The organism is Streptomyces sp. XM83C, assembly GCF_023072675.1.
Lineage (GTDB): Bacteria > Actinomycetota > Actinomycetes > Streptomycetales > Streptomycetaceae > Streptomyces > Streptomyces thermocoprophilus.
Genome location: NZ_JALLGL010000068.1, coordinates 1 through 22,807, shown reverse-complemented (window position 1 = coordinate 22,807; position 22,807 = coordinate 1). Strand labels below are relative to the sequence as shown.

Genomic DNA, 22,807 nt, shown 5'->3' with positions numbered 1-22,807 from the left:
ACGCCCGTCCGGCCGCGTGCGTGGTGACGCCCGGCGGGCCGACAAATCCCAAACAGGACAGTCGAGACGTCAGTCAGGCGAGGGGTCAGACCCACCAGCGGCGTCACCACGTCACATCCTCACTGTCCAGGCGAGGTAGGCGCCGAGGACGGAGACGATCAGTCCGACGCTGATGAAGACGCGGCCCCAGGTGCCGACGGCGTCCTCCAGGACGCCGGCCATGGAGGGCTGGCGCAGGTCGGCGATCTCGGCCATCGGCATGATGCCGTACGAGACGATCGTGACGGAGGCGAAGACGGCGAAGACGCTGAGGAAGCCGAGGACGGTGGCCTTGCCGACGTCGGAACGGCGCTTTGCGTGCCGGGAGTAGACGCTTGCGCCCTCCACGCCGAGGAAGACGAAGACGGTCGCGAGCATCGTGCCGCGCACCTGGGTGAAGAGGGAACCGGCGTAGTCGGCGCCGCGCCAGTTGTCCGCGAAGACGTCGGCGTCGAAGTACACCAGGGCGAGGAGGACGAACACGAGGATGGGGACGAGCTTCGCCACCGTGACGATCTTGTTGATGGCGGTGGCTTCCTTCACGCCGCGCCGGATCATCCAGAAGAACGCCCACAGTCCGGCGGAGGACAGCACGACGGCCACGGCGGTGTTGCCCTCGCCGAGTTCGGGCCAGATCGCGCCGATCGTCGACATGATGAGCACCCAGTAGGTGACGTTGCCGACGCAGGCGCTGGCCCAGTAGCCGAAGGCGGAGAAGAAGCCCATGTACTCGCCGAAGCCGGCCTTGGCGTAGGCGTACACGCCGGCGTCGAGGTCGGGGCGGCGCACGGCCAGCAGCTGGAAGATGAACGCCAGCATCAGCATGCCGGTGCCGGCCACGGCCCAGGCGATGAGAGCGCCGGCGACGCCGGTCTCCTCGGCGAACCGCCGCGGCAGGGAGAAGACTCCGGCCCCGACCATCGACCCGACGACCATGGCCGCCATCGTCAGCAGGGACAGCTTGGCGGTGGGCAGGTCCCGGGGCTCGGCCTCGGTGCTGGTGGCCTGCGACATGGCGTCCTTCCGGCCGGACACGACATCACGACGTGCACTCTCGGGACAATGTAGATATTTCCCGTTCGTCCTGCATGTCCGGGGCGTTGGCCGTGGGCCGGGCGGGTGCCGGGGCGCTGCGGGTCAGTTCAGGGTCACCTGGAGCAGTTCGGTGATGCGGCGGGACGCCTTGCGGGCCTCGGTCTCGGGGTCGCCTCCGGAGAGCACGGCCGTCATGTACGCCTTGATGGGGTTGTCGGCCTCCACCACGGCCCATTCCGGGGTGCTGGGCGTGGCCCGCCCCTGTGCCGCGCCCTTGGCCATGGCGGCGACGCCCTCCTCGCCGGCGACGGCGTCGGCGAGGTCGGCCTTGTTGGGGACGTAGTCCATGGTCCGGGCCAGCTCGCTGTTCCACTTCTCGCCGGTGAGCGCGTCGACGACGGCGAGGGCGCCCTCACGGTCGTCGGTGTTGCGCGGCACGATCAGGTCGGAGCCGCCGGTGAAGACGCTGCCGGGCCGGTCGGCGGTCGGGCCGGGCACGGGAAAGAAGCCGAGCTTGCCCTCCAGGTCCGGGTTCTGCGCGAGGATCGCGCGGGCCAGTCCCGGTACGGCGATGATCTGGGCGACGGCACCGCGGGCGAAGACGTCCGCCTGGGGCGGGTGTTCCTCGTCGGCGGCGACGGGTCCCTCGCCGAGGGCCTGGAGGCGGCGGTAGAAGTCCATGCCGCGCAGGGCGGCCGGGGTGTCGAGGGCGCCCTTCCAGCCGCCGTCGCGCTCCTCGGCCAGCTCGCCGCCCTCGTCCCAGATGAACCCGGAGAGGGTGTACCAGTCCTGGCCGGCGAGGTAGATGCCCTGTGCCGGGCCCTCGTCGAGCCGGGCTGTGGCGTCCAGCCATTCGGCGCGGGTGCGCGGCGGGGTCTTCACGCCGGCCTCGGCGAAGAGGTCCTTGCGGTAGATGACGACGCGGTTGGCCGCGTACCAGGGGATGCCGTACTGGGTGCCCCGGAGCCGCCCGGGTTCGGCGAGGCCGGGCAGCCAGCGGTCGCCGCCCCAGTCCCGCAGCGATTCCAGGGTCAGATCGAGCAGCCCGCCCTTGTCGACGTACTGCGGCACCTGGGTGTTGCCGACCTCGATGACGTCGGGCAGATCCTCGCCGGCCGCGCTCTCGCCGGAGCCCGCCTTGAGGGCGGCCTGCACCTTGGGGCCGATGCCGGTCCATTCCTGGATGCGGATGTCGAGGTCGAGGTCGGTGTGGGTGCGTTCGAAGTCCTCGGTGAAGCGGCGCAGGAAGTCCGGTGAGGCGCTGTCCTTCATCAGCCACACGGTGACGGTACGGCGCCCTCCCCCGTCGCCCTGCGGCATCAGACCGCAGCCGGTGAGCAGGGAGGCGGACACGCAGACGAGGGCGAGCAGGCGGCGGCGCACGAGAGGTCTCCCGGGGTCCTGGGCGGGTCCTGCGGACAGGGCCCCTGCCGCGCCATGGAGCGACGGCAGGGCGAACAGCCCGACGTGGGGGGACGAGCACGGCTCGCTCGAACGGGTGTGCTGGATTTTGGTATGGACCAATCCCCGGGTCAAGGGGTTCCCCGGGGTAGCCCCCGACGCCTCGCGCTCCGCCGCAGCCTGGGGCACGGTGGAGTGACGCGTGCCACACGCGCTGTTGTCCCCGCGGAGAGGAGCACCCGTATGTCGAACCACACCTACCGGGTCACCGAGATCGTCGGCAGTTCGCCCGACGGCGTCGACCAGGCCGTGCGCAACGCGATCAGCCGTGCCTCGCAGACCCTGCGCAACCTGGACTGGTTCGAGGTGACACAGGTGCGCGGCCAGCTGGAGAACGGGCAGATCGCGCACTGGCAGGTCGGCCTGAAGGTCGGTTTCCGTCTGGAGGACGACTGAGGCGCACCGGGGCTGCCCGGTGCCGCCGGGCGACCCCGGGGTCGCCGGGGTCGCCGGGGCTCCCCGCGTCCCCGGGTCCCCCGGGTCCCGGACCCGTGGCCGGTGCGGTCCGGTGCGCCGCGCCGGCCGCGCCGCAAAAGCCGTGGAGGGCGGACCGCGCCGCGTGCTTGCATGGCCGCATGGTGTCCTCCGACCGGCTGGCGGCCTTCGCCGCGCTCTCCTTCCTGCTGATCATCGTGCCCGGCCCGAGTGTGCTGTTCGTGATCGGGCGGGCGCTCGCGCAGGGGCGCCGGGCCGCGCTGACGACCGTCGCGGGCAACACGCTCGGCGCGTACGTCCTCGTCGCGGCGGTGGCGCTCGGCGTCGGGGCGGTGGTGGAGCGCTCCGTCCTCGTGTTCACCGCGCTGAAGCTCGCCGGCGCCGCCTGTCTGGTGTATCTGGGGGTGCGCGCCTGGCGGGAGCGGGGCGAGCTGCGGGCCGCGTTCGCCGAGGCGCAGCCGGCGGCGCGGGGCGGGCGGCGCACCTTCCTGGAGGGGTTCTTCGTCGGCGTGTCCAACCCGAAGACCATCGTGTTCTTCGCCGCCGTGCTGCCGCAGTTCGTCGACCGCGACGCGGGCCGCTCCACGCTCCAGATGCTGCTGCTCGGCCTGGTGTTCAACGTCATCGCGCTGGTCTCCGACAGCGTGTGGGGGCTCGTCGCGGCCACTGCCCGCGACTGGTTCGGCCGTTCCCCGCGCCGGCTCTCGATGGTCGGCGGCGCGGGCGGGCTGACGATGATCGGGCTGGGTGTCACGGTGGCGGCGACGGGCCACGCCGACTGACCGTCCCCGCCGGGCGCCGGACGTCCCTTCCGGCGGCGGCCGTCCGTTCCGGTGCCGGCCGTCCGAGGGATTGCCGAGCGCGCCGGGCGTTGAACCGTACATGAGTTCCCCGATCGCCCGGACCCCGTTCTCGATCCTCGACCGCGCCCGTATCCGTGCGGGGCACACCGCCGCCGAGGCGGTGCGTGACACCGTGCGCCTGGCCCGGGAGGCGGAGCGGCTGGGGTCAGCAGGTTCTGGGTGGCCGAGCATCACGCGGTGGCGGGCTCGGCTCCGACGGTGCCGGCGGCGGCCGTGGCCGGTGCGACACGCACGATCCGGGTCGGCACGGGCGGGGTGCCGCTGCCGCCCGTGCCGAGGAGGTCGAGCGGCGGGCGATGACCGGGCGGGCGCGCGGCCTGTACGAGGCCGGGCTCGCCGGGCACATCGCCGGCACCGAGGAGCAGGTCGCCGGTGAGCTGGAGGCGCTGCTGGAGGAGACCGGCGCCGACGAGGTCCTCGTCACCACCAGCACGTACGACCGTGAGGCGCTGCCGGACTCCTACCGGCGGCTCGCCGCCGTCACCGGGAGGGCGCCGGTCGTGGGGCCGGTGCACGCGGGCGCGTAGGATCGCAGGGTTTGTCCGGTGCGGGGCCGCTTCCCGGTGCCGGCGAGAAACGTGAAGCGCCACGGAGCAGCCCCTATGCACAGCCCGCACGACCCGCACGGCCCGTACGACTCCCACGATCCCTGCGTCCGGGTGCGCGGCGCCCGTGAGCACAACCTGCGCGACGTGGACGTCGACATCCCCCGGGACGTCGTCGCCGTGTTCACCGGGGTGTCCGGCTCGGGCAAGTCGTCGCTGGCGTTCGGCACGGTGTACGCGGAGGCTCAGCGCCGTTACTTCGAGTCGGTGGCGCCGTACGCGCGGCGGCTGATCCACCAGGTGGGCGCGCCGAAGGTCGACGAGATCACGGGGCTGCCGCCCGCGGTCTCGCTGGAGCAGCGCCGTTCCGCGCCGACGTCGCGGTCGTCGGTGGGCACGGTGACGAACCTGTCCAACTCGCTGCGGATGCTGTTCTCCCGCGCGGGCGATCATCCGCCGGGGGCCGAGCGGCTGGACTCGGACGCGTTCTCCCCGAACACCGCCGCCGGTGCCTGCCCCCAGTGCCAGGGTCTCGGGCAGGTGCACACGACGACGGAGGAGCTGCTGGTCCCGGACCCGTCGCTGTCGATCCGGGAGGGGGCGATCGCGGCGTGGCCGGGGGCGTGGCAGGGCAAGAACCTGCGGGACATCCTCGACGCGCTCGGCCACGACGTGGACCGGCCGTGGCGGGAGCTGCCCGCGAAGGACCGTGAGTGGATCCTGTTCACGGACGAGCAGCCGGTGGTGACCGTGCACCCGGTGCGGGACGCCGACCGGATCCAGCGGCCGTACCAGGGCACGTACATGAGCGCCCGGCGCTGGGTGATGAAGACGTTCGCGGAGTCGAAGAGCGCCACGCTGCGGGCGAAGGCCGAACGGTTCCTGACGAGTGCCCCGTGCCCGGCGTGCGGGGGGCGCAGACTGCGTCCGGAGGCGCTGGCGGTGACCGTCGGCGGCCGGACGATCGCCGAGCTGGCGGCGCTGCCGCTGTCGGAGCTGGTGGCGGCGCTCGGCACCCCGGCGTCCGAGACGGCGCGGGTCCTCGTGGAGGATCTGCGGTCACGGATCGCGCCGGTGGTCGAGCTGGGCCTCGGCTATCTCAGCCTCGACCGGGCGACGCCCACTCTGTCGGCGGGCGAGTTGCAGCGGCTGCGGCTCGCCACCCAGCTGCGGTCGGGGCTGTTCGGGGTGGTGTACGTGCTGGACGAGCCGTCGGCGGGGCTGCACCCGGCGGACACGGAGGCCCTGCGGACGGTGCTGGAGCGGCTGAAGGCGGCGGGGAACTCGGTGTTCGTGGTGGAGCACCATCTGGACGTGGTGCGCGGCGCGGACTGGCTGGTCGATGTGGGGCCGGGTGCCGGGGAGCACGGCGGGCGCGTGCTGCACAGCGGCCCGCCGGCCGCGCTGGCGGGCGTGCCGGAGTCGGCGACGGCCCGCTACCTCTTCGGGCGGAGGTCCGCGCCGGCGCGTGAGGTGCGGGAGCCGCGGGGGTGGCTGACGGTGGGTCCGGTGATCCGGCACAACCTGCGCGGGGTGACGGCCGAGTTCCCGCTCGGGGTCTTCACGGCGGTGACGGGGGTGTCCGGGTCGGGGAAGTCCACCCTGATCGGGGAGATCCGCGAGGAGCTGCCCGGTGTGGGCCGGCTGGTCGAGGTGGACCAGAAGCCGATCGGCCGTACGCCGCGCTCCAATCCGGCCACCTACACGGGCCTGTTCGACGTCGTGCGGAAGCTGTTCGCGGCCACGGACGAGGCGGTCGCACGCGGGTACGGCGTGGGCCGGTTCTCCTTCAATGTGCCGGGCGGGCGGTGCGAGACCTGCCAGGGCGAGGGTTTCGTCGGCGTGGAGCTGCTGTTCCTGCCGAGCACGTACACACCGTGCCCGGAGTGCGGCGGCGCCCGGTACAACGCGAAGACGCTTCAGGTGACGTACCGGGGGCGGAGTGTCGCCGAGGTGCTGGACCTGACGGTGGAGGCCGCCGTGGAGTTCTTCGCGGATGTGCCGGCCGCGGCCCGTCCGCTCGGCGCGCTCCTCGACGTGGGTCTCGGCTATCTGCGGCTGGGGCAGCCCGCGACGGAGCTGTCGGGCGGTGAGGCGCAGCGCATCAAGCTCGCGGCGGAGCTTCAGCGCGGGCGGCGCGGGCACACCCTGTATCTGCTGGACGAGCCGACGACGGGCCTCCACCCGGCCGATGTGGAGGTGCTGATGCGCCGGCTGCACGCGCTGGTGGACGCGGGCAACACGGTCGTCGTCGTCGAGCACGACATGGATGTGGTGGCCGGCGCGGACTGGGTGGTCGATCTGGGTCCGGGCGGCGGTGACGCGGGCGGACGGATCGTCGCCGCCGGTGCCCCGGCCGAGGTCGCGCGGGCGGAGGGCAGTGCCACCGCGCCCTATCTGGCCCGCGCGCTCGGCTCCCGGCCGTGACGGCCGGTCAGGCGGCCGGTTTGCAGCGGGCGAGCCAGGCAGCGGCCTCCTCGGGCGCGAGGACGCGCTCCAGCGTCAGATCGCCGGTCATGTGCGGGAAGAACCGTCCGGCGGGCCACATCCGCCGGTAGGGCGGCGGGTCCAGCACGAGCAGTCGTACGCCGTCCACGACGGGTATGTCGCTGGGGGTGCCCTCGTTCCACACCCACTGCCCGTCGGGGCCGACCAGGTTGAACGAGCCGACCGTGTCCACCTGGCCCGGCTGGTCGCGGCAGACGGCCGCCTCCTGGGCGGAGGGCGCGTGGCCGGGGACGTGGCCGCCACCGACGAGGACGTCGGCGAGGAGGGTGTGCAGCTGGAAGTTGTCGCCGATGCCGGTCATCCGCAGCGCGTACCCGGTGCCGGTGGGGCGGTGCAGGGCGATGACGGGTTCGTCGTCGAGGACGAGCAGGGCGTAGGCGAGGCACTTGAAGTCGTGCCCGGAGGTCTCCTCCAGCGCGCGCACCGAACGGAACAGTTCGGCGCGGCGGTCGGCGCCCAGCGCGGTGCGCACGGCGGCGTGGCTGAGCAGGGTGACGCAGGCCCGCTCGATGGGGGGCAGCGCGCACCAGTGGCCGGCGGGGTCCTCGCCGACCCGCTCGATCACGGCGTCGTCCATGAACTGCATCTGGGGCGCGGGGACGTCGCCGCCGCCGGTCGCCGCCCAGCGCTCGCAGAACTCTGCGGAGCCGGCGAGTGCCGTGCCGAGGCCGTCGAACACGTTGGGCGCGCAGCGGGCGGCGTCCGCGCCGCGTTCGACGCAGGCGCCGACGACGACGGAGATCAGGCCGCGGGCCCCGTCGGGCACCTCCGGCAGCAGATCGGCGAGCCGGGGCCCGCCCTCGGCCAGTTCGTGCGGGCGGGCGTCGGAGAAGGCCCGGTGCATCTGCTGGAAGCCCTGCTCGGAGCGGGCGCCGTGCTGGTCGCGCACGGCGGCCTCGAACGCGGCGACGGCGTCGAGGAAGGCTCCGCCCTGGGTGTCGTCGTAGATCATGACGGCACCCTAACGGCCCCCACTGACAACGCGGCCCGGCCCCGCGGCCCCGGGCGGGAAGCCCGGCGGACGGGAACCCTGCCGCCACGCGCCGGGCGGGAAGCCCCGTGACGGGACCCGGGCCGCACGCGTCGGGCGCGCAGCCCCGTGCGGGGACCCTGCCACCACGCACGGGACGCGAAGCCCCGGAACGGGACGTGTCGGCGGTGCCTCGGCGGGACCGGGGATGAGCACCACACCCGGTCCCGCCCGTCCGCACCCTGCCGGCGAACGTCCTGGGCCGGCCTACCGCTTGCCGGCCTTGCGGGTGGCGCGGAGCCACTCGCGGTTCATGTTCGTGATGGAGGTGAGGGGGATGCCCTTGGGGCAGGCGGTGGCGCACTCGCCGGTGAGGGTGCAGCCGCCGAAGCCCTCCTCGTCCATCTGGGCCACCATGTCCAGCACGCGGGTCTCCCGCTCGGGCGCGCCCTGCGGCAGGACGTTGAGGTGGTTGACCTTGGCCGAGGTGAACAGCATGGCCGCGCCGTTGGGGCAGGCGGCGACGCAGGCGCCGCAGCCGATGCACTCGGCGTGCTCGAAGGCGTAGTCGGCGTCCGGCTTCGGCACGGGCGTGGCGTGCGCCTCGGGCGCGGAGCCGGTGGGGGCGGTGATGTAGCCGCCGGCCTGGATGATCCGGTCGAACGCGGAACGGTCGACGACCAGGTCCTTGATGACCGGGAAGGCGGACGCCCGCCACGGCTCGATGTCGATGGTGTCGCCGTCCTTGAAGGACCGCATGTGCAGCTGGCAGGTGGTGGTGCGCTCGGGGCCGTGCGCGTCGCCGTTGATGACGAGCGAGCAGGCGCCGCAGATGCCCTCGCGACAGTCGTGGTCGAAGGCCACCGGGTCCTCGCCCTTGAGGATGAGCTCCTCGTTGAGGGTGTCGAGCATCTCCAGGAAGGACATGTCCGGGGAGACGTTGTCCACCTCGTAGGTGGACATGGCGCCGTCGGCGTCGGCGTTCTTCTGCCGCCAGACGCGCAGGGTGAGCTTCATGCGTAGCTCCGCTGGGTGGGGTGGACGTACTCGAAGACCAGGTCTTCCTTGTGCAGGACGGGCGCCGTGCCGGTGCCGGTGAACTCCCAGGCGGCGGCGTAGGAGAACTCGTCGTCCTTGCGGGCGGCCTCGCCGTCGGGGGTCTGGGACTCCTCGCGGAAGTGGCCGCCGCAGGACTCGGTGCGGTGCAGCGCGTCGAGGCACATCAGCTCGGCGAGCTCCAGATAGTCGACGATGCGGTTGGCCTTCTCCAGCGACTGGTTGAACTCCTCACCGGTGCCGGGCACCTTGATCCGCTGCCAGAACTCCTCGCGGATCTGCGGGATGCGCTCCAGTGCCTGGCGCAGGCCGGCGTCGTTGCGGGCCATGCCGCAGAACTCCCACATCAGTTCGCCGAGTTCGCGGTGGAAGGAGTCCGGGGTGCGGTCGCCGTCGACGGAGAGCAGCCGCTCGATGCGGTCCTCGGTCTCGGCCAGCACCTCCTTGACCACGGGGTGCCCGTCGGTGACCGGGTCCAGCTTCGGGTTGCGCCCCAGGTAGTCGTTGAGGGTGGCCGGAAGCACGAAGTAGCCGTCGGCGAGGCCCTGCATCAGCGCGGACGCGCCGAGGCGGTTGGCGCCGTGGTCGGAGAAGTTGGCCTCACCGATCGCGAACAGGCCCGGGATCGTGGTCTGGAGGTCGTAGTCGACCCACAGTCCGCCCATCGTGTAGTGCACGGCGGGGTAGATCCGCATCGGGACCCGGTACGGGTCCTCGTCGGTGATCCGCTGGTACATGTCGAAGAGGTTGCCGTACTTGGCCTCGACGGCCTTGCGGCCCATGCGCTTGATGGCGTCGGCGAAGTCCAGGTAGACGCCCTGGCCGCCGGGGCCGACGCCCCGGCCCTCGTCGCAGACGTTCTTCGCGGCGCGGGAGGCGATGTCGCGGGGCACGAGGTTGCCGAAGGACGGGTAGATGCGCTCCAGGTAGTAGTCGCGCTCGTCCTCGGGGATCTCGTTCGGCGGCCGGTTGTCGCCCTTGGCCTTGGGCACCCAGATCCGGCCGTCGTTGCGCAGCGACTCGCTCATCAGCGTCAGCTTCGACTGGTGGTCGCCGGTGCGCGGGATGCAGGTGGGGTGGATCTGTGTGAAGCAGGGGTTGGCGAAGTACGCGCCGCGGCGGTGCGCCCGCCAGATCGCGGTCGCGTTGGAGTTCATGGCGTTCGTCGACAGGTAGAAGACGTTGCCGTAGCCGCCGCTCGCCAGGACGACCGCGTCCGCGAAGTACGTGGAGATCTTCCCGGTGATCAGGTCGCGGGCGACGATGCCGCGGGCCCGTCCGTCGACGACGATCAGGTCGAGCATCTCGGTACGGGGATGCATCTCCACGTTGCCCGCGGCGATCTGCCGGGACAGCGCCTGGTAGGCGCCGAGGAGGAGCTGCTGGCCCGTCTGGCCGCGGGCGTAGAAGGTGCGGGAGACCTGCACGCCGCCGAAGGAGCGGGTGTCGAGGAGGCCGCCGTACTCGCGGGCGAAGGGCACGCCCTGCGCCACGCACTGGTCGATGATCTCGACGGAGATCTGCGCGAGCCGGTGCACGTTGGACTCGCGGGCGCGGAAGTCGCCGCCCTTGACGGTGTCGTAGAACAGGCGGTGGACGGAGTCGCCGTCGTTGCGGTAGTTCTTCGCGGCGTTGATGCCGCCCTGCGCGGCGATGGAATGGGCGCGGCGCGGGGAGTCCTGGTAGCAGAACTGGACGACCCTGTAGCCCTGTTCGGCGAGGGTGGCGCCGGCGGAGCCGCCGGCGAGGCCGGTGCCGACGACGATCACGGTGTGCTTGCGGCGGTTGGCGGGGTTGACGAGCTTCGCCTCGAAGCGGCGCTTGTCCCAGCGTTCGTGGATCGGGCCGGCGGGGGCCTTGGTGTCGGTGACCGGCTCGCCGGTCGTGTAGGTCACGTAGTCGGTCATGTCAGCTCACCACTCCGGTCATGACGCCCACGGGGACGGCGATGAAACCGGCCGTGAGCAGCAGCGCGAGAACATTGGCGACGGCCTTCAGGGCCCGGTCGCGGGTGCGGCTGCCGGCGCCGAGGGTCTGGGCGGCGCTCCAGAAGCCGTGCCGGATGTGCAGGCCGAGGGCGAGCATCGCGACGATGTAGATGACGTTGCCGTACCAGGTGGAGAAGGTGTCGACGACGTTCTCGTACGGCCGGCCCTCCTGGAAGCCTCCGGAGTGCACGGTGCCGGTGGTCAGGTCCAGGATGTGCCAGACGATGAACAGGCCGAGGATGATCCCGCCCCAGCGCATGGTTCGGGTGGCGTAGCTCGCCCGGGGCTTCTTGTGCACGTACTTGCTGGGGCGCGCCTTGATGTCGCGGCGGCTGAGCTGGTACGCGGAGACGGCGTGGGCGACGACCGCGACGACGAGGACGACCCGGACGAGCCACAGGGTCCACTCGTAGTGCATGAACGGTTCGCCTACGGTGCGCAGCCAGTGCGCGTAGTGGTTGAACTCCCCGGCCCCGAAGAAGATCTTCAGGTTGCCGATCACATGGGCGACCAGGTACAGCAGCATGATCGCGCCGCTGACGGCCATGACCGCCTTTTTGCCGACGGTGGAGTCCCACACGGTGCGTGCCATGGACGGCCGTCGGTCCGTCCGCGTTGCCAGAGCCATGTCACAGCACGCTAGGGCCGGAGGGCCCCATCGGTCCAAGACATGGTCCGCCTTGTTTCGATAGCCGCCGCCTATCGAAGGTCTATTCTGTGCGGGTGCAGTTCCAGCAGCTCCAGTACTTCGTCGCCGTCGCGGAGACCCGCCACTTCACGCGGGCCGCCGAGCTGGTCCATGTCGCGCAGCCGTCGCTGTCGCAGCAGATCAAGGCGCTGGAACGGGAGCTGGGCGCGGATCTGTTCCTGCGGGCGCGGGGCAACATCACGCTCACCGACGCCGGGGAGGCGCTGCTGCCGCTGGCCCGGCGGATCCTCGCCGACGCGGACACGGCCCGGCACGAGGTGCAGGAGCTGGTGCAGCTGCGGCGCGGGCGGGTGCGTCTCGGTGCGACACCGAGTCTGTGCACGGGTCTGCTGCCGGATGTGCTGCGCGCCTTCCACGACCGCTATCCGGGCATCCGGCTGCTGATCGAAGAGGGCGGCTCGCACGATCTGGTACGGCATCTCGCGCGCGGCGCGCTGGATCTGGCGCTGGTGGTGCTGCCGCTGCCGACACCGTCGCCCGCGCTGTCGACGGTGGAGCTGCTGCGGGAGGACCTGGTCGTCGTGTCCTCCCCGGAGGCGCCGAAGCCGGGCGGCGGCCGGCGCACGGTGCGGATCGCCGACCTGGAGGGCGAGCGCCTCGTGATGTTCCGGCACGGCTACGACCTGCGGGAACTGACGGTGGCGGCGTGCCGCTCGGCCGGGTTCGAGCCGGACTTCGCGGTGGAGGGCGGTGAGATGGACGCGGTGCTGGGGTTCGTCCGGGCGGGGCTCGGCGTGGCGGTCGTACCGCGCATGGTGGCCGCGCGTTCGGGCCGGGGGCTGCGGGTCACGCCGCTGGCCCGTCCCGGCCTGTACCGCACGATCGCCCTGGCGCACCGCAGCGATGTGGCCCCGCCGCGTGCCGCGCGGGAGCTTCAGCGGATGCTGCTGGAACGGTGACGGGCCGCCCCGGGCAGCGGGACGTGCGAAGCAGACGCATGGTCCGCTCACCGGGCGGCGGGACACCGGCGGCGCACGAACCGCACAACGCCCGCTCACCGGGCAGCCGGACACCAGGACACACGAACCGCACAACGCCCGCTCACCGGGCGGCGGGGCACGGCGGACCGGGGTGTGTGCCGGGACCGCTCGCGGTGCGCTGGGGCGGGCGGGGTGCCCCGGCCGGGGCGGCCGGGTGTGTCCCGTGTCAGCCCGTGGCGTCCACCAGGGCCAGTTCGTGCAGGCGTTCCGGGGGGCCGGGGCGGGCGTAGTACCAGCCCTGGGCCGTGTCGCAGCCGAGTATCCGCAGTTGTTCGGCCTGCGCTCCGGTCTCCACGCCCTCCACCGTGACCGTGAGGTCCAGGCTGTGCGCGAGGGAGACGATCCCCTCGACGATCTTCAGATCGACGGGGTCGGCGGGGAAGCGCTGCATGCTCTGGGTGAAGGAGCGGTCCAGTTTGAGGATGCTCACCGGCAGCCTGCGCAGGTTGGCCAGGTTGGAGTAGCCGGTGCCGAAGTCGTCCAGGGCGATGTCGACGCCCATCTCGGCGAGCCGCCGCAGGGGTTTCAGCAGGTCGTCGTCGGCGCCGATCAGCGCGGACTCGGTCACCTCCAGGCACAGCGCGTCCGGCTGGACGCCGGCCCGCTCCAGGATCTCCACGGTGTCCTGGACCAGTCCGGGATGGGTGAGCTGGCAGGGCGAGAGGTTGACGTTGATGCGGAACGGGCCCGCGTCCGCGTTCCGTTCCCGCCAGGCACGGGCCTGCCGCACCGACTGCTCCAGCACCCAGCGGCCCAGCGGCACGATCAGCCCCGTGTGCTCGGCGAGCGGGATGAACCGGTCCGGGCCGAGCACACCGTGCTGCGGATGCAGCCAGCGCACCAGTGCCTCCGCGCCGCGTACGCTGCCGTCGCCGAGGTGGACCAGCGGCTGGTACTCGATGAAGAACTCGCCGCGCTCCAGCGCGGCCGGCAGTGCCGTCGTCAGCCCGTGCCGGGTGATGGCGCGGGCGTCGGCCTCCGGGTCGGCCAGCTCGAAGCGGTTGCCGCCCGCCGACTTCGCCCGGTACATGGTGATGTCGGCGCTGCGCAGCACCTCCGCCGCGCTGCGCTCACCGGCCGGGCCCTCGACGATGCCGATGCTGCCGCGCACGGTCAGCTCCCGCCCGTCGATCCGGACCGGCGCCGACAACGCGTTCATGATCCGCGCGGCCAGCTCGTCCACCTCGCGCTGGGTGTCCGGGCCGGTGGTCAGCGCCACGAACTCGTCGCCGCCCAGCCGGGCCACCATCTCGCCGGGCGCGGTCGCGCAGGACTGGAGCCGGTCGGCGACCTCGACGAGCAGCCGGTCGCCGGCGGCGTGGCCGAGGCTGTCGTTGATGGTCTTGAAGCCGTCCAGGTCGAGGTAGCACAGCCCGAACCGCTGCCCCTCCCCCGCGCCGAGAACCTTCTCCAGCCGCTCGAAGAACAGCGTCCGGTTGGGCAGCCCGGTCAGCGCGTCATGGGTGGCCTCGTACCGCAGCCGCAGATTGAGCAGCCGGCGTTCGGTGGTGTCCTCCATCAGCGCCAGCTGGTACTGCGGTGCGCCGTCGGCGTCCCGCAGCAGGGACACCGTCAGATTGGTCCACAGGACCGTGCCGTCGGGGCGGTAGAAGGCCTTCTCCACGTGGTAGTGCTCGCGCTCGCCGCGTACGAGTTCCTCGTACAGCCGCCACACCTGCGGGGCGTCCTCGGCGTGCGTCCACTGCTTGACGTTGCGGCCGCGCAGCGTCTGCTCCGCACCGCCGAACATCCGCACGAGGGCGCCGTTGACCTGGAGGATGTTGCCTTCGAGGTCGGCGATGGCGATCCCTATCGCGGCGCCCTCGAACACGGCGCGGAACCGGGCCTCGCTGGCGTGCAGGGCCTGCGCCACCACGCCCTGGGCGCGCAGCGCGGCCTGCGCGATGGCCTCCTGTTCGGCGAGGGTGCGTTCGCGCAGGGCCTGCGCGTACCCGGCGGCCATCGCGTGCTGCAGGCGGGCGCTGCGCATGCGCAGGGTCTCGGCGTCGCCGTCGCCGCCGCAGTACAGCGACAGGTAGGCGTCGACGCAGTCCAGGCTGCGGCTGAGCGCCTCGGGGTCGGTGCAGTGCGCGGACACCAGGGCGGCGCCGACGGCGCGGCCCTCCTCGGCGTCGAACGCGGGCGCCACCAGCGCCTTGCTCAACCGCTCGGCGAGCGGCAGCAGTTGCTTCTCGAACTCCGGCCGGGTCGACGACGTCGAGGTGAGCGGGAACACCGCCCGGCTCCAGATCGCCGCGAACCGCCGCAGTCTGTCCTCCGGTCCGTCCGGCTGTGCGTTCACGCCTTGCGCCCCACGCCCGCGAAACCGGAGAAGGCATAGGGGTCCTCGTCCTCCGGCGCCGTCTCCGGCCGCCAGTGCGGCATCGGCACCAGTCCCGGTTCCACCATGTCGTACCCCTCGAAGAACCGCGTGATCTCGTCACGCGAGCGCATGATCAACGGGTTGCGGATGTCCTTGTACACGTCCACCGCACCCTCGGCCTGCTGCTGGAGCAGCGGCGCCCCCTCGTACGAGGCGTGCGTGAGCAGCAGCAGGCTGCCGGGCGCGAGCGCCTCGCTCAGCTCGGCCACCGCACCGTACGGGTCGTCCTCGTCCTCCACGAAGTGCAGTATGGCAACGAGAAGGAGCGCCACCGGCCGGTTCAGGTCGATGAGCCGCTCCACCTGGGGGCTGGAGAGGATCTCCCGGGGCTTGCGCAGGTCCGCGGCGAGCACATCGGCGGCGTCGTTGCCGGCGAGGACGGCCTCGCTGTGCGCGACGGCGACCGGGTCGTGGTCGACGTACACGACGCGGGCGCCGGGCCGGGCGGCCTGGGCGACCTCGTGGACATTGCCGAAGGTGGGGATGCCGGAGCCGATGTCGAGGAACTGCGTGACTCCCTCGTCGACGGCGAAGCGCACGGCGCGGCGCATGAACGCCCGGTTCGCCTGCATGATCTTCGGCAGGCCCGGCATGAACTCCATTGCTTTGCGGGCCGCTTCCCGGTCGACCTCGAAGTTGTGCGAACCACCCAGGTAGTAGTCGTAGATGCGCGAGACGCTCGGCACCGAGATGTCAATGCTCCGTGGGGCCCAAGCGGGACGCTCCATCTGCTCTCTCCAAGGTGTGGACGATCCGGTGTTCGAGCTGAGGCTACTGATCGTCCGGCAATGGAGCGAGTGGAACCGGAAATTGACCGTCCGTTCCCGGTCACTGCCTGCGGCACGTGCCGAATTCCACACGCGCGGAATCGGCGTGAACGGTACGCGGGAATGTCGGCGAGTTCCCCCATGAGTGAGGAATCGTACGACTTCGGGTGAAGGGCGCGGAAAGAGCCATCGCGGGAGCGCGTCGATGCGACGGCCCGGGAAACGCACGGCGCACGCGCGGGGCGGCACGGCGTCCACGCGCGAGCGGGCACGCGCGGGTGGTGCGGCGTCCGCGCGAAGGCGCGGCACACGCGGGGGGACACGGCCTGGACGCGGGCGTGCATGCAAAAAAGCCCGCCCCCTCCGTGCGGTGCGGAGGGGGCGGACGGGCCGGGCGCCCGCAGTGGGCGGGGGCGATCAACCCTGGGGAGGTGATCTGCTACTGCTTCGGCGCGCCGACCGGCTTTCCTTCGGGGGTCACGGCGTACCACGTACCGCCGACGCCCTGGCCGTTGATGTCCCCGGGGGCCTTGTCACCGGAGAAGGTGTAGATGGGCCAGCAGTTGACCGTCTGCTGCTTCACGCCGTCGGGCCGGGTGAAGCTCATCAGGCCCTTCTTCTGCACGCCCTTGGTGTCGTCCGTGTCGACGGGCGCCACGGCCGGCCACTTCTTCAGGCAGGCGCCGGTGCACGCGGAGACCGGCTTGGGCCACGCCTTGTCCTTGAGGAAGCGGTAGACGGTCATGCCGTTCTTGTCGACGATGATGTCGCCGAGGTTGGTGTCGTGCCGCACGGACAGTCCGGGCAGATTGCTCAGCTTGGCCTTCTTGCCGTCGGGGGCGAGCGCGTACCACGTGCCGCCGACGCCCTGCCCGGTCACGTCTCCGGCCTTGGTGTCCTTGGCGTAGCGGTACGCGGGCCAGCCGCCGATGGTGAGCTGCTTGGTGCCGTCGGCGCGGGTGACCTCACCGAGCAGCGACTCGTCGATGCCGGCGCCGGCCGTGGCGTCGTTCGCCGGGACCGGCGGCCAGGCCTTGGCGCAGTCGCCGTCGCAGTTCGACTTGGGCGGCTCGGCGGTGTCCTTGTCGAAGCGGTACAGGGTGAAACCGGCGCTGTCGGTGAGCACCTCGCCCAGTTCGGCGTTGTCGCTGACGGCCAGTTCACCCGCGGTGGCCGTCTGGGTCGCGGCACCCTGCTCCTTGGCGTCGGAACCGTAACCCGGATTGCCCAGGCCGCTGTATCCGCCGCCCCCGGCGGCCGGCGCACCGGCGCCGACGTTCTGGCTGACGGGCGTACCGCCGCCGTTGTCCTGACCGCACGCCGCCGTCAACGCCAGCACGGCCACGGCGCTTGCCGCGAGCGAGGCCCTCCGCCAGGAGGTCTTCATGGCAACTCCCCAATATCACAAGGCTGTTTGCAGCGCCCTGCTGCGCCGCCGCACGGCCATGGGTACGCATGGGGACACCGGGAGCGTTCAACGTGACGCGGATTTCTTTGCGGAACCTGTTCCGGTGGGAGGCCGGAGCGCTCCGCCCAGGGGCGCACACCGACACCTCCCGCGCCCGTACAGACGTACGGCTTGCCGACAGGCGAACGTCAGCGGACCGGGCCCGCGAGGCACCGGATGTCCCTCCTTCGGGCGCATTCGGGTGCCGGGAGGGAGTGCCGGGCCGTACAGGCCTCAAGATCTTTCTCGTGCATCGACCCGAACCGACCCGACCCCGCGCCGCCGCGACCCCGGCCGGTGCGCCGGCCGGGGTCGCGGCGCGGTGGCCGGGCGTGGTTGCGGCACGCGGGACATGCAGCACGGGAATGAAGCGCACTTGGGAACAGCCTCGTGGGTTCGCGGACGGGGGGCGGCCCGTCCGGGCTCGGGGACCAGTCTGGCAGGGTGGCCGTCGGGCCGGGCGGGCGCCGGATGCCTTTCGGCCGGGGGTCGCGGCCGGCGTCGTGCGGTGCCGGCCGGTGGGCCGGAGCCGGTATCCGTCAGACGCCGGGGCAGCCCGGGGAGTTCCTGGATCCGGTCAGGACGACCCCTTCGGGTCGTCACTCGGACCGTTCTTCGGTTTGTGGTGTCCGTCAGAAGGCTTTCCACCGGCAGCCAGTTCGAACTCCGCGCGTGGATGTTCGAGCGACCCGAGGGAGACGATCTCCCGCTTGAAGAGCCCGGCGAGGGTCCACTCGGCCATCACACGCGCCTTGCGGTTGAAGGTGGGGATACGGCTGAGGTGGTAGGTGCGGTGCATGAACCACGCGGGATAGCCCTTGAGTTTGCGGCCGTAGACGTGGGCGACGCCCTTGTGGAAGCCGAGGGAGGCCACCGAGCCGGCGTACTTGTGGGCGTACTCCTGAAGTGGTTCGCCGCGCAGTGAGCGGGCGATGTTGTCGGCGAGGATCTTGGCCTGGCGGACGGCGTGCTGGGCGTTGGGCGCGGTGGTGGCTCCGGGTTCACCGGCGGTGACGTCGGGGACGGCGGCGGCGTCACCGGCGACCCACGCGTGCGTGGTGCCCTCGACGGTGAGCTGGGGGGTGCAGCGGACGCGGCCCCGGGGGTCGAGCGGCAGGTCGGTCGCGGCGAGCAGCGGGTGCGGTTTGACGCCGGCCGTCCACACGACCGTACGGGTGGGGAAGCGGGCGCCGTCGCTGAGGACGGCGACGCGGTCGCGGCAGGACTCCAGGCGGGTGTGCAGACGGACATCGATATTGCGGCGGCGCAGCTCGGAGACGGTGTAGCGGCCGAGGTCGGCGCCGACCTCGGGGAGGATGCGGTCGGAGGCCTCGACGAGGATCCACTTCATGTCCTCGGCGCTGACGTTGTGGTAGTAGCGCGTGGCGTAGCGGGCCATGTCCTCCAGCTCGCCGAGTGCCTCCACTCCGGCGAATCCGCCGCCGACGAAGACGAAGGTGAGGGCGGCGTCGCGGATCTCCGGGTCGCGGGTGGAGGAGGCGATGTCCATCTGTTCGATGACGTGGTTGCGCAGGCCGATGGCCTCTTCGACGGTCTTGAATCCGATGCCGTGCTCGGCGAGGCCGGGGACGGGCAGGGTGCGCGCGATGGAGCCGGGGGCGAGGACCAGCTCGTCGTAGGCCAGGTGTTCGGCCGGGAGGCCTTTCTCCCTGGTGGCGAGGGTGTCGACGGTGACGGTGCGAGCGGCGTGGTCGACGGCGGTGGCCTCGCCGATCACGATGCGGCAGTCCGGCAGGACGCGGCGCAGGGGTACGACGACGTGGCGCGGGGAGATGTTGCCTGCCGCGGCCTCGGGGAGGAACGGCTGGTACGTCATGTACGGCTCGGGCGTGACGACCGTGATCTCGGCCGTGCCCTCCCGCAGCTCCTGTCTGAGGTGCCGCTGGAGGCGCAGGGCCGTGTACATCCCGACGTAGCCACCGCCGACAACGAGAATGCGCGCACGTTCCTTCACCATCCCATGACGCACCCGGCGCTTCTGTTTGTCCACAGCCCCGGCAATTTGTGTGACCGCGCGCCGGGGATGCGCAGAGTTGACCGAAACGCCGGAGTGCGGAGAAGGCGCGCAGGTCAGAGGGGGTGCGCTGGGGTATGGGGAGGGGTGCAAAGCGGATGTATGCCGCCCGTACTCCGATCGGGGGGCGCTCCGTGCGGAACGTGCCCCTTCTGAATTGACTGCCTCTCAACTATGTTCGTGTGTCGACGGGGTGTAGGGGGAGGCGCTCAGCGGGCCCGCGACGGGCGGGCCCGGGCACGCGAGGCTTGTTCCGCACGCCTGGCATTCCAAGGGGAGAGTCTCCGGGGGGAGACGTCATTACCGGGGGATCATTCATGCACATTCAGGACTCTCATTGGTCGTCCGCGTCCGCTCTGGCCGCGGGTGGCGGGGCTCCGATCACGGCGGCGGGCACAGGGCGCGACGGTACGCGCTCGACGCCGCTGCGGGTGGACGCCCAGCGCAATCTGGAGCATGTGCTGCGGGCGGCGCGCGAGGTCTTCGGCGAGCTGGGGTACGGCGCGCCGATGGAGGACGTGGCACGCCGCGCCCGCGTGGGTGTGGGCACGGTGTACCGGCGTTTTCCCAGCAAGGACGTGCTGGTGCGGCGGATAGCCGAGGAGGAGACCGCGCGTCTGACCGAGCAGGCGCGGGCGGCACTGGGCCAGGAGGACGAGCCGTGGTCGGCGCTGTCGCGGTTCCTGCGTACGTCGGTGGCGTCGGGCGCCGGCCGGCTCCTGCCGCCGCAGATACTGCGCGTCGGGGTCGCGGAGGAGCCGTCCGCGGCGGCGGGTGACGAGGCGCGGGTGCCCGCGCAGCGGACCCAGCCGGGCGGCGGCGAGCTGCGGCTCGTGCCCGACCAGGGCGCACCGACACCGCAGCTCGACGCGGGTGCGGCGGAGCTGCTGGACGTGGTGGGCCAGCTGGTGGAGCGCGCCCGCGCGGCGGGTGAGCTGCGACCCGACGTGTCGGTGGCGGACGTTCTGCTGGTGATCGCGACGGCGGCACCCTCGCTGCCGGACGCGGCACAGCAGGCGGCGGCGTCGGCACGACTGCTGGACATCCTGCTGGAGGGCCTGCGCTCCCGCCCGGCGTGACGGCGGGGGCTGGTGCCGGGCGGTGGGCGACCCGGGGCCGGGACGGCCGGGTGCCGGGCGTCGGCTGCGGCATCGGGGCTGGCCGGAGTGCTGGGGGCGGCGGACCGGCGTACCGCTCCGCGGGCCCGGACTGCCGGGATGGCTGGTCGACCTGGCTGGGGCCGGCTCAGCCCGGGTCGGCGTCCGAACTGTCTGCACGGCCCGGCCCGGCCTGGTTCGGTGCCTGGCATCGGGCTGTCCGTGCGCGGGACGACCAGGGCTCGACCAGCATCCCGTGGCCATGGAGCCGGTCGCTCGTGGCCTCAGGGTTGTGCCACGCCGGTACGCATCGGCGTGCCTGGACGACGGGCCACCTGGGCCGTCGTCCAGGGCCTCGGTGCCGGTCCGGCGCGGGTGCCGACGGCTGCCGGCGGGCGCTACTGGACGCCCGGTGCGACCGGCCACCCATCGGAGCGGCCACCGGTTTGGCCTCTGGACGGCGGCCGGTACGCCGGTACGCCGGTACGCCGGTACGCCGGTACGCCGGTACGCCGGTACGCCGGTACGCGGCAACGATGAGGGTGGGGTGTGGGCACGGTCGGTGGCTCGTGCCCCTTCGGCCCCGTCCCGGTGTCAGCCGAGGCGCCCGGTGCGGGTGTGCGGCACCGGCTTCGGGATGCGACCGCCGATTTCCCGCCACCTCGGATTCGCCCCGGCCGGCCTTGCGCCTGACACCTCCCGGACCTGGGCCGGGCCGGTTTCGCGCCGGTTCCGGGGGCTGCGGCGTCGGCTGCTGCCGGCGTCTGTGGATCACGGCCGTACGGCTTGTCCTCTGCTCACGCCGACCACCGCCGTACTCCGGCGGATCGCGGCGGATACGGGCAGATCGCATGACCGCCCTACGGACCGGCGAGCGAGCGGCCTTGCCACCGGCGCTCGTCGACCAGTGGCCGCCGACCGGCCCGCACCCACGCCGGCTCCCGGCGTCTCCCACACCGCCGCCCGGCTCCCCCACCGCCGCTGCCCGGCACTCCGCACACGCATCCGACGCTCCTCTAGGCAATCGCCGGCCCGTACCCTGCGAGGCGGCCCCCACCCACATCGCCGGTCGGCGGTCGGCACCCGGCGACCAGTAGCCCGCTTCCGGACTCCACGGCAGCCAGGTCGGAGTTCCGGCGTTCGCCCTTCGCCCAACTCGGCTCCGACCGACCCCAGTTGACGCTTCCCCGTTCGGGTGATCACCCGTGCGGAGGTCCGGAGGGCCCCCACGGACGGGTGGATGCGGTGCCGGGCCGGGTCCTGGCCGAAAGCCGATGTGGCACTCTGACCCGGTGGTCGTGACGGGTCAGGCAGGCGGCAGGGGCAGGACGCGATGAGCTCTGACGAGCGGGAGGAATCTCTCGGCGAGCACGGCTCGGAGACCGGGGGGAACGGCGATCCCACCCCACCACAGGTACCGGCGCAGGGAGGACGCCGGGGCACAGCCCCCAGCGGCCCGTCCCCCAGCGGTGCGTCCCACAGCGGCACGCCCCACAGCGTCCCGCCGCAGGGTGACGCCTCCCACGGGTCCAGCATCGCCGGGGAGAGCGTGCCCGCGCAGCGCGAGTGGCGTGCCGACAGCGTGCTGCCGCCCCCGCGCGAACTGCCGCCCGCCGACGCCGACCTGATCGGCCGCATGCGGGCGGGCGACGACTCCGCGTACGAGGAGCTGTACCGGCGGCACGCCGACGCCGTTCGCCGCTACGCCCGCACCTGCTGCCGGGACGCGGACACCGCCGACGACCTCACCGCCGAGGTCTTCGCCCGCATGCTCCAGGCGGTACGCGGTGGCTCCGGCCCCGAACACGCCGTACGTGCCTATCTGCTCACGTCCGTCCGGCGGGTCGCGGCGCGGTGGATCCAGTCGGCGCGGCGGGAGCAGCTCGTCGACGACTTCGCGGTGTTCGCCGCGCAGGCCGCGCGCTCCTCGGAGCTGTCCGACGACGACACACTCGAACTCGGCGCGGACGTGCGGGCCATGCACGAGGCCGAGCAGTCGATGGCGATGCAGGCGTTCCGTTCGCTGCCGGAGCGGTGGCAGGCGGTGCTGTGGCACACGGAGGTCGAGGACGAGTCGCCCAGCGACGTCGCCGTCCTGTTCGGGCTGGACGCCAACGGCACGCGGGTGCTCGCCAGCCGGGCACGCGAGGGCCTGAAACAGGCCTATCTCCAGGCCCATGTCTCCACCACACTCACCGGTGACGAGGAGTGCGCCCGCTGGGCGGACCAGCTCGGCGGTTACGCCCGCCGCAAGCTGCGCACCCGCGCCGAGCGGGGGCTGCGCAAGCATCTGGAGGAGTGCGCCCGCTGCCGGCTGGCCGCCCGCCAGATCGAGGAGGTCGCCGGTTCCATCCCCTCCGTGGTGCCGGTCGCCGTCATCGGCTGGTTCGGTGCCGCCGGGTACGCCAAGGCGCTCGGGATCATCGCCGGGGGCGCCGGGGCGGGCGCACTCCTCCAGATGCTTGCGCAGCCCCCGCTCGGCGCGGGTG

At 72.3% G+C, this 22,807-nt stretch carries 15 protein-coding genes and 2 pseudogenes; 7 read left to right on the top strand and 10 right to left on the bottom strand.

Going from position 1 to position 22,807, the window contains the following annotated elements:
• Window positions 1-120 precede the first annotated feature (120 nt).
• Both MTQ10_RS10775 and MTQ10_RS10770 read right to left on the bottom strand, forming a co-directional pair.
• Window positions 121-1,053, bottom strand: a pseudogene (locus MTQ10_RS10775) (amino acid permease); the annotation flags it as partial.
• A gap of 123 nt (window positions 1,054-1,176) precedes the next feature.
• A complete protein-coding gene (locus MTQ10_RS10770) occupies window positions 1,177-2,457 on the bottom strand; it encodes an extracellular solute-binding protein (protein ID WP_247465245.1) in 1,281 nt (426 codons plus the stop codon).
• Between the two features lie 261 nt (window positions 2,458-2,718).
• Between MTQ10_RS10770 and MTQ10_RS10765 the strand changes: the two genes are divergently transcribed.
• The 4 genes and pseudogenes from MTQ10_RS10765 to MTQ10_RS10750 all read left to right on the top strand — a co-directional run bounded on the left by MTQ10_RS10765 (window position 2,719) and on the right by MTQ10_RS10750 (window position 6,805).
• On the top strand, window positions 2,719-2,931 hold the full coding sequence (locus MTQ10_RS10765; protein WP_247465242.1) for a dodecin: 213 nt from the start codon (window positions 2,719-2,721) through the stop codon (window positions 2,929-2,931).
• Window positions 2,932-3,110: 179 nt separating this feature from the next.
• The gene (locus tag MTQ10_RS10760; protein WP_247465239.1) at window positions 3,111-3,752 is read left to right on the top strand and encodes a LysE family translocator; all 642 of its coding nucleotides are present in this window, start codon (window positions 3,111-3,113) and stop codon (window positions 3,750-3,752) included.
• Window positions 3,753-3,852: 100 nt separating this feature from the next.
• A pseudogene (locus MTQ10_RS10755) lies at window positions 3,853-4,360 on the top strand (LLM class flavin-dependent oxidoreductase).
• A gap of 75 nt (window positions 4,361-4,435) precedes the next feature.
• Window positions 4,436-6,805 carry an excinuclease ABC subunit UvrA gene (locus tag MTQ10_RS10750; RefSeq protein ID WP_247465236.1) on the top strand — a complete coding sequence of 790 codons (2,370 nt, stop codon included), beginning with the start codon at window positions 4,436-4,438 and terminating at the stop codon, window positions 6,803-6,805.
• 7 nt (window positions 6,806-6,812) lie between these two features.
• Here the strand turns inward: MTQ10_RS10750 and MTQ10_RS10745 are convergent, their stop codons facing one another.
• From MTQ10_RS10745 to MTQ10_RS10730, 4 genes are all read right to left on the bottom strand, one after another.
• Window positions 6,813-7,838 (bottom strand): hypothetical protein, encoded by a 1,026-nt coding sequence (locus MTQ10_RS10745; RefSeq protein WP_247465233.1) that lies wholly within the window; start codon window positions 7,836-7,838, stop codon window positions 6,813-6,815.
• Between the two features lie 285 nt (window positions 7,839-8,123).
• The gene (locus MTQ10_RS10740; protein WP_247465231.1) at window positions 8,124-8,873 is read right to left on the bottom strand and encodes a succinate dehydrogenase/fumarate reductase iron-sulfur subunit; all 750 of its coding nucleotides are present in this window, start codon (window positions 8,871-8,873) and stop codon (window positions 8,124-8,126) included.
• Complete coding sequence (locus tag MTQ10_RS10735) at window positions 8,870-10,819, bottom strand: fumarate reductase/succinate dehydrogenase flavoprotein subunit (RefSeq protein WP_247465228.1); 1,950 nt, start codon at window positions 10,817-10,819, stop codon at window positions 8,870-8,872. Before MTQ10_RS10735 ends, MTQ10_RS10740 begins: the two co-directional genes overlap by 4 nt.
• 1 nt (window position 10,820) lies before the next feature.
• Window positions 10,821-11,492, bottom strand: coding sequence for a succinate dehydrogenase (locus MTQ10_RS10730; RefSeq protein ID WP_247465225.1), 672 nt, complete (start codon window positions 11,490-11,492; stop codon window positions 10,821-10,823).
• Window positions 11,493-11,623: 131 nt separating this feature from the next.
• On the opposite strand from MTQ10_RS10730, the gene MTQ10_RS10725 reads away from it, so the two are divergent.
• Window positions 11,624-12,508: a LysR family transcriptional regulator gene (locus MTQ10_RS10725; RefSeq protein WP_247465222.1), complete on the top strand. Its 885-nt coding sequence runs from the start codon at window positions 11,624-11,626 to the stop codon at window positions 12,506-12,508.
• A 247-nt stretch (window positions 12,509-12,755) separates the two neighbouring features.
• Here the strand turns inward: MTQ10_RS10725 and MTQ10_RS10720 are convergent, their stop codons facing one another.
• From MTQ10_RS10720 to MTQ10_RS10705, 4 genes are all read right to left on the bottom strand, one after another.
• Entirely contained in the window at window positions 12,756-14,891 is a 2,136-nt protein-coding gene (locus MTQ10_RS10720) for a putative bifunctional diguanylate cyclase/phosphodiesterase (protein ID WP_247465219.1), read from the bottom strand.
• Window positions 14,888-15,700, bottom strand: a complete 813-nt coding sequence (locus tag MTQ10_RS10715; protein WP_247465217.1) for an SAM-dependent methyltransferase — start codon at window positions 15,698-15,700, stop codon at window positions 14,888-14,890. The genes MTQ10_RS10720 and MTQ10_RS10715 overlap by 4 nt, the downstream gene beginning before the upstream one ends.
• A gap of 478 nt (window positions 15,701-16,178) precedes the next feature.
• Window positions 16,179-17,126 carry an SCO0930 family lipoprotein gene (locus MTQ10_RS10710; RefSeq protein WP_247465214.1) on the bottom strand — a complete coding sequence of 316 codons (948 nt, stop codon included), beginning with the start codon at window positions 17,124-17,126 and terminating at the stop codon, window positions 16,179-16,181.
• A gap of 637 nt (window positions 17,127-17,763) precedes the next feature.
• Window positions 17,764-19,164, bottom strand: coding sequence for an NAD(P)/FAD-dependent oxidoreductase (locus tag MTQ10_RS10705; protein ID WP_247465211.1), 1,401 nt, complete (start codon window positions 19,162-19,164; stop codon window positions 17,764-17,766).
• A 374-nt stretch (window positions 19,165-19,538) separates the two neighbouring features.
• Here MTQ10_RS10705 and MTQ10_RS10700 point away from each other — a divergent pair, with 374 nt between their 5' ends.
• Both MTQ10_RS10700 and MTQ10_RS10695 read left to right on the top strand, forming a co-directional pair.
• Window positions 19,539-20,300, top strand: a complete 762-nt coding sequence (locus MTQ10_RS10700; protein ID WP_247465208.1) for a TetR/AcrR family transcriptional regulator — start codon at window positions 19,539-19,541, stop codon at window positions 20,298-20,300.
• Between the two features lie 1,351 nt (window positions 20,301-21,651).
• A partial coding sequence (locus MTQ10_RS10695) for a sigma-70 family RNA polymerase sigma factor (RefSeq protein ID WP_247465206.1) occupies window positions 21,652-22,807 on the top strand: 1,156 nt, incomplete at its 3' end.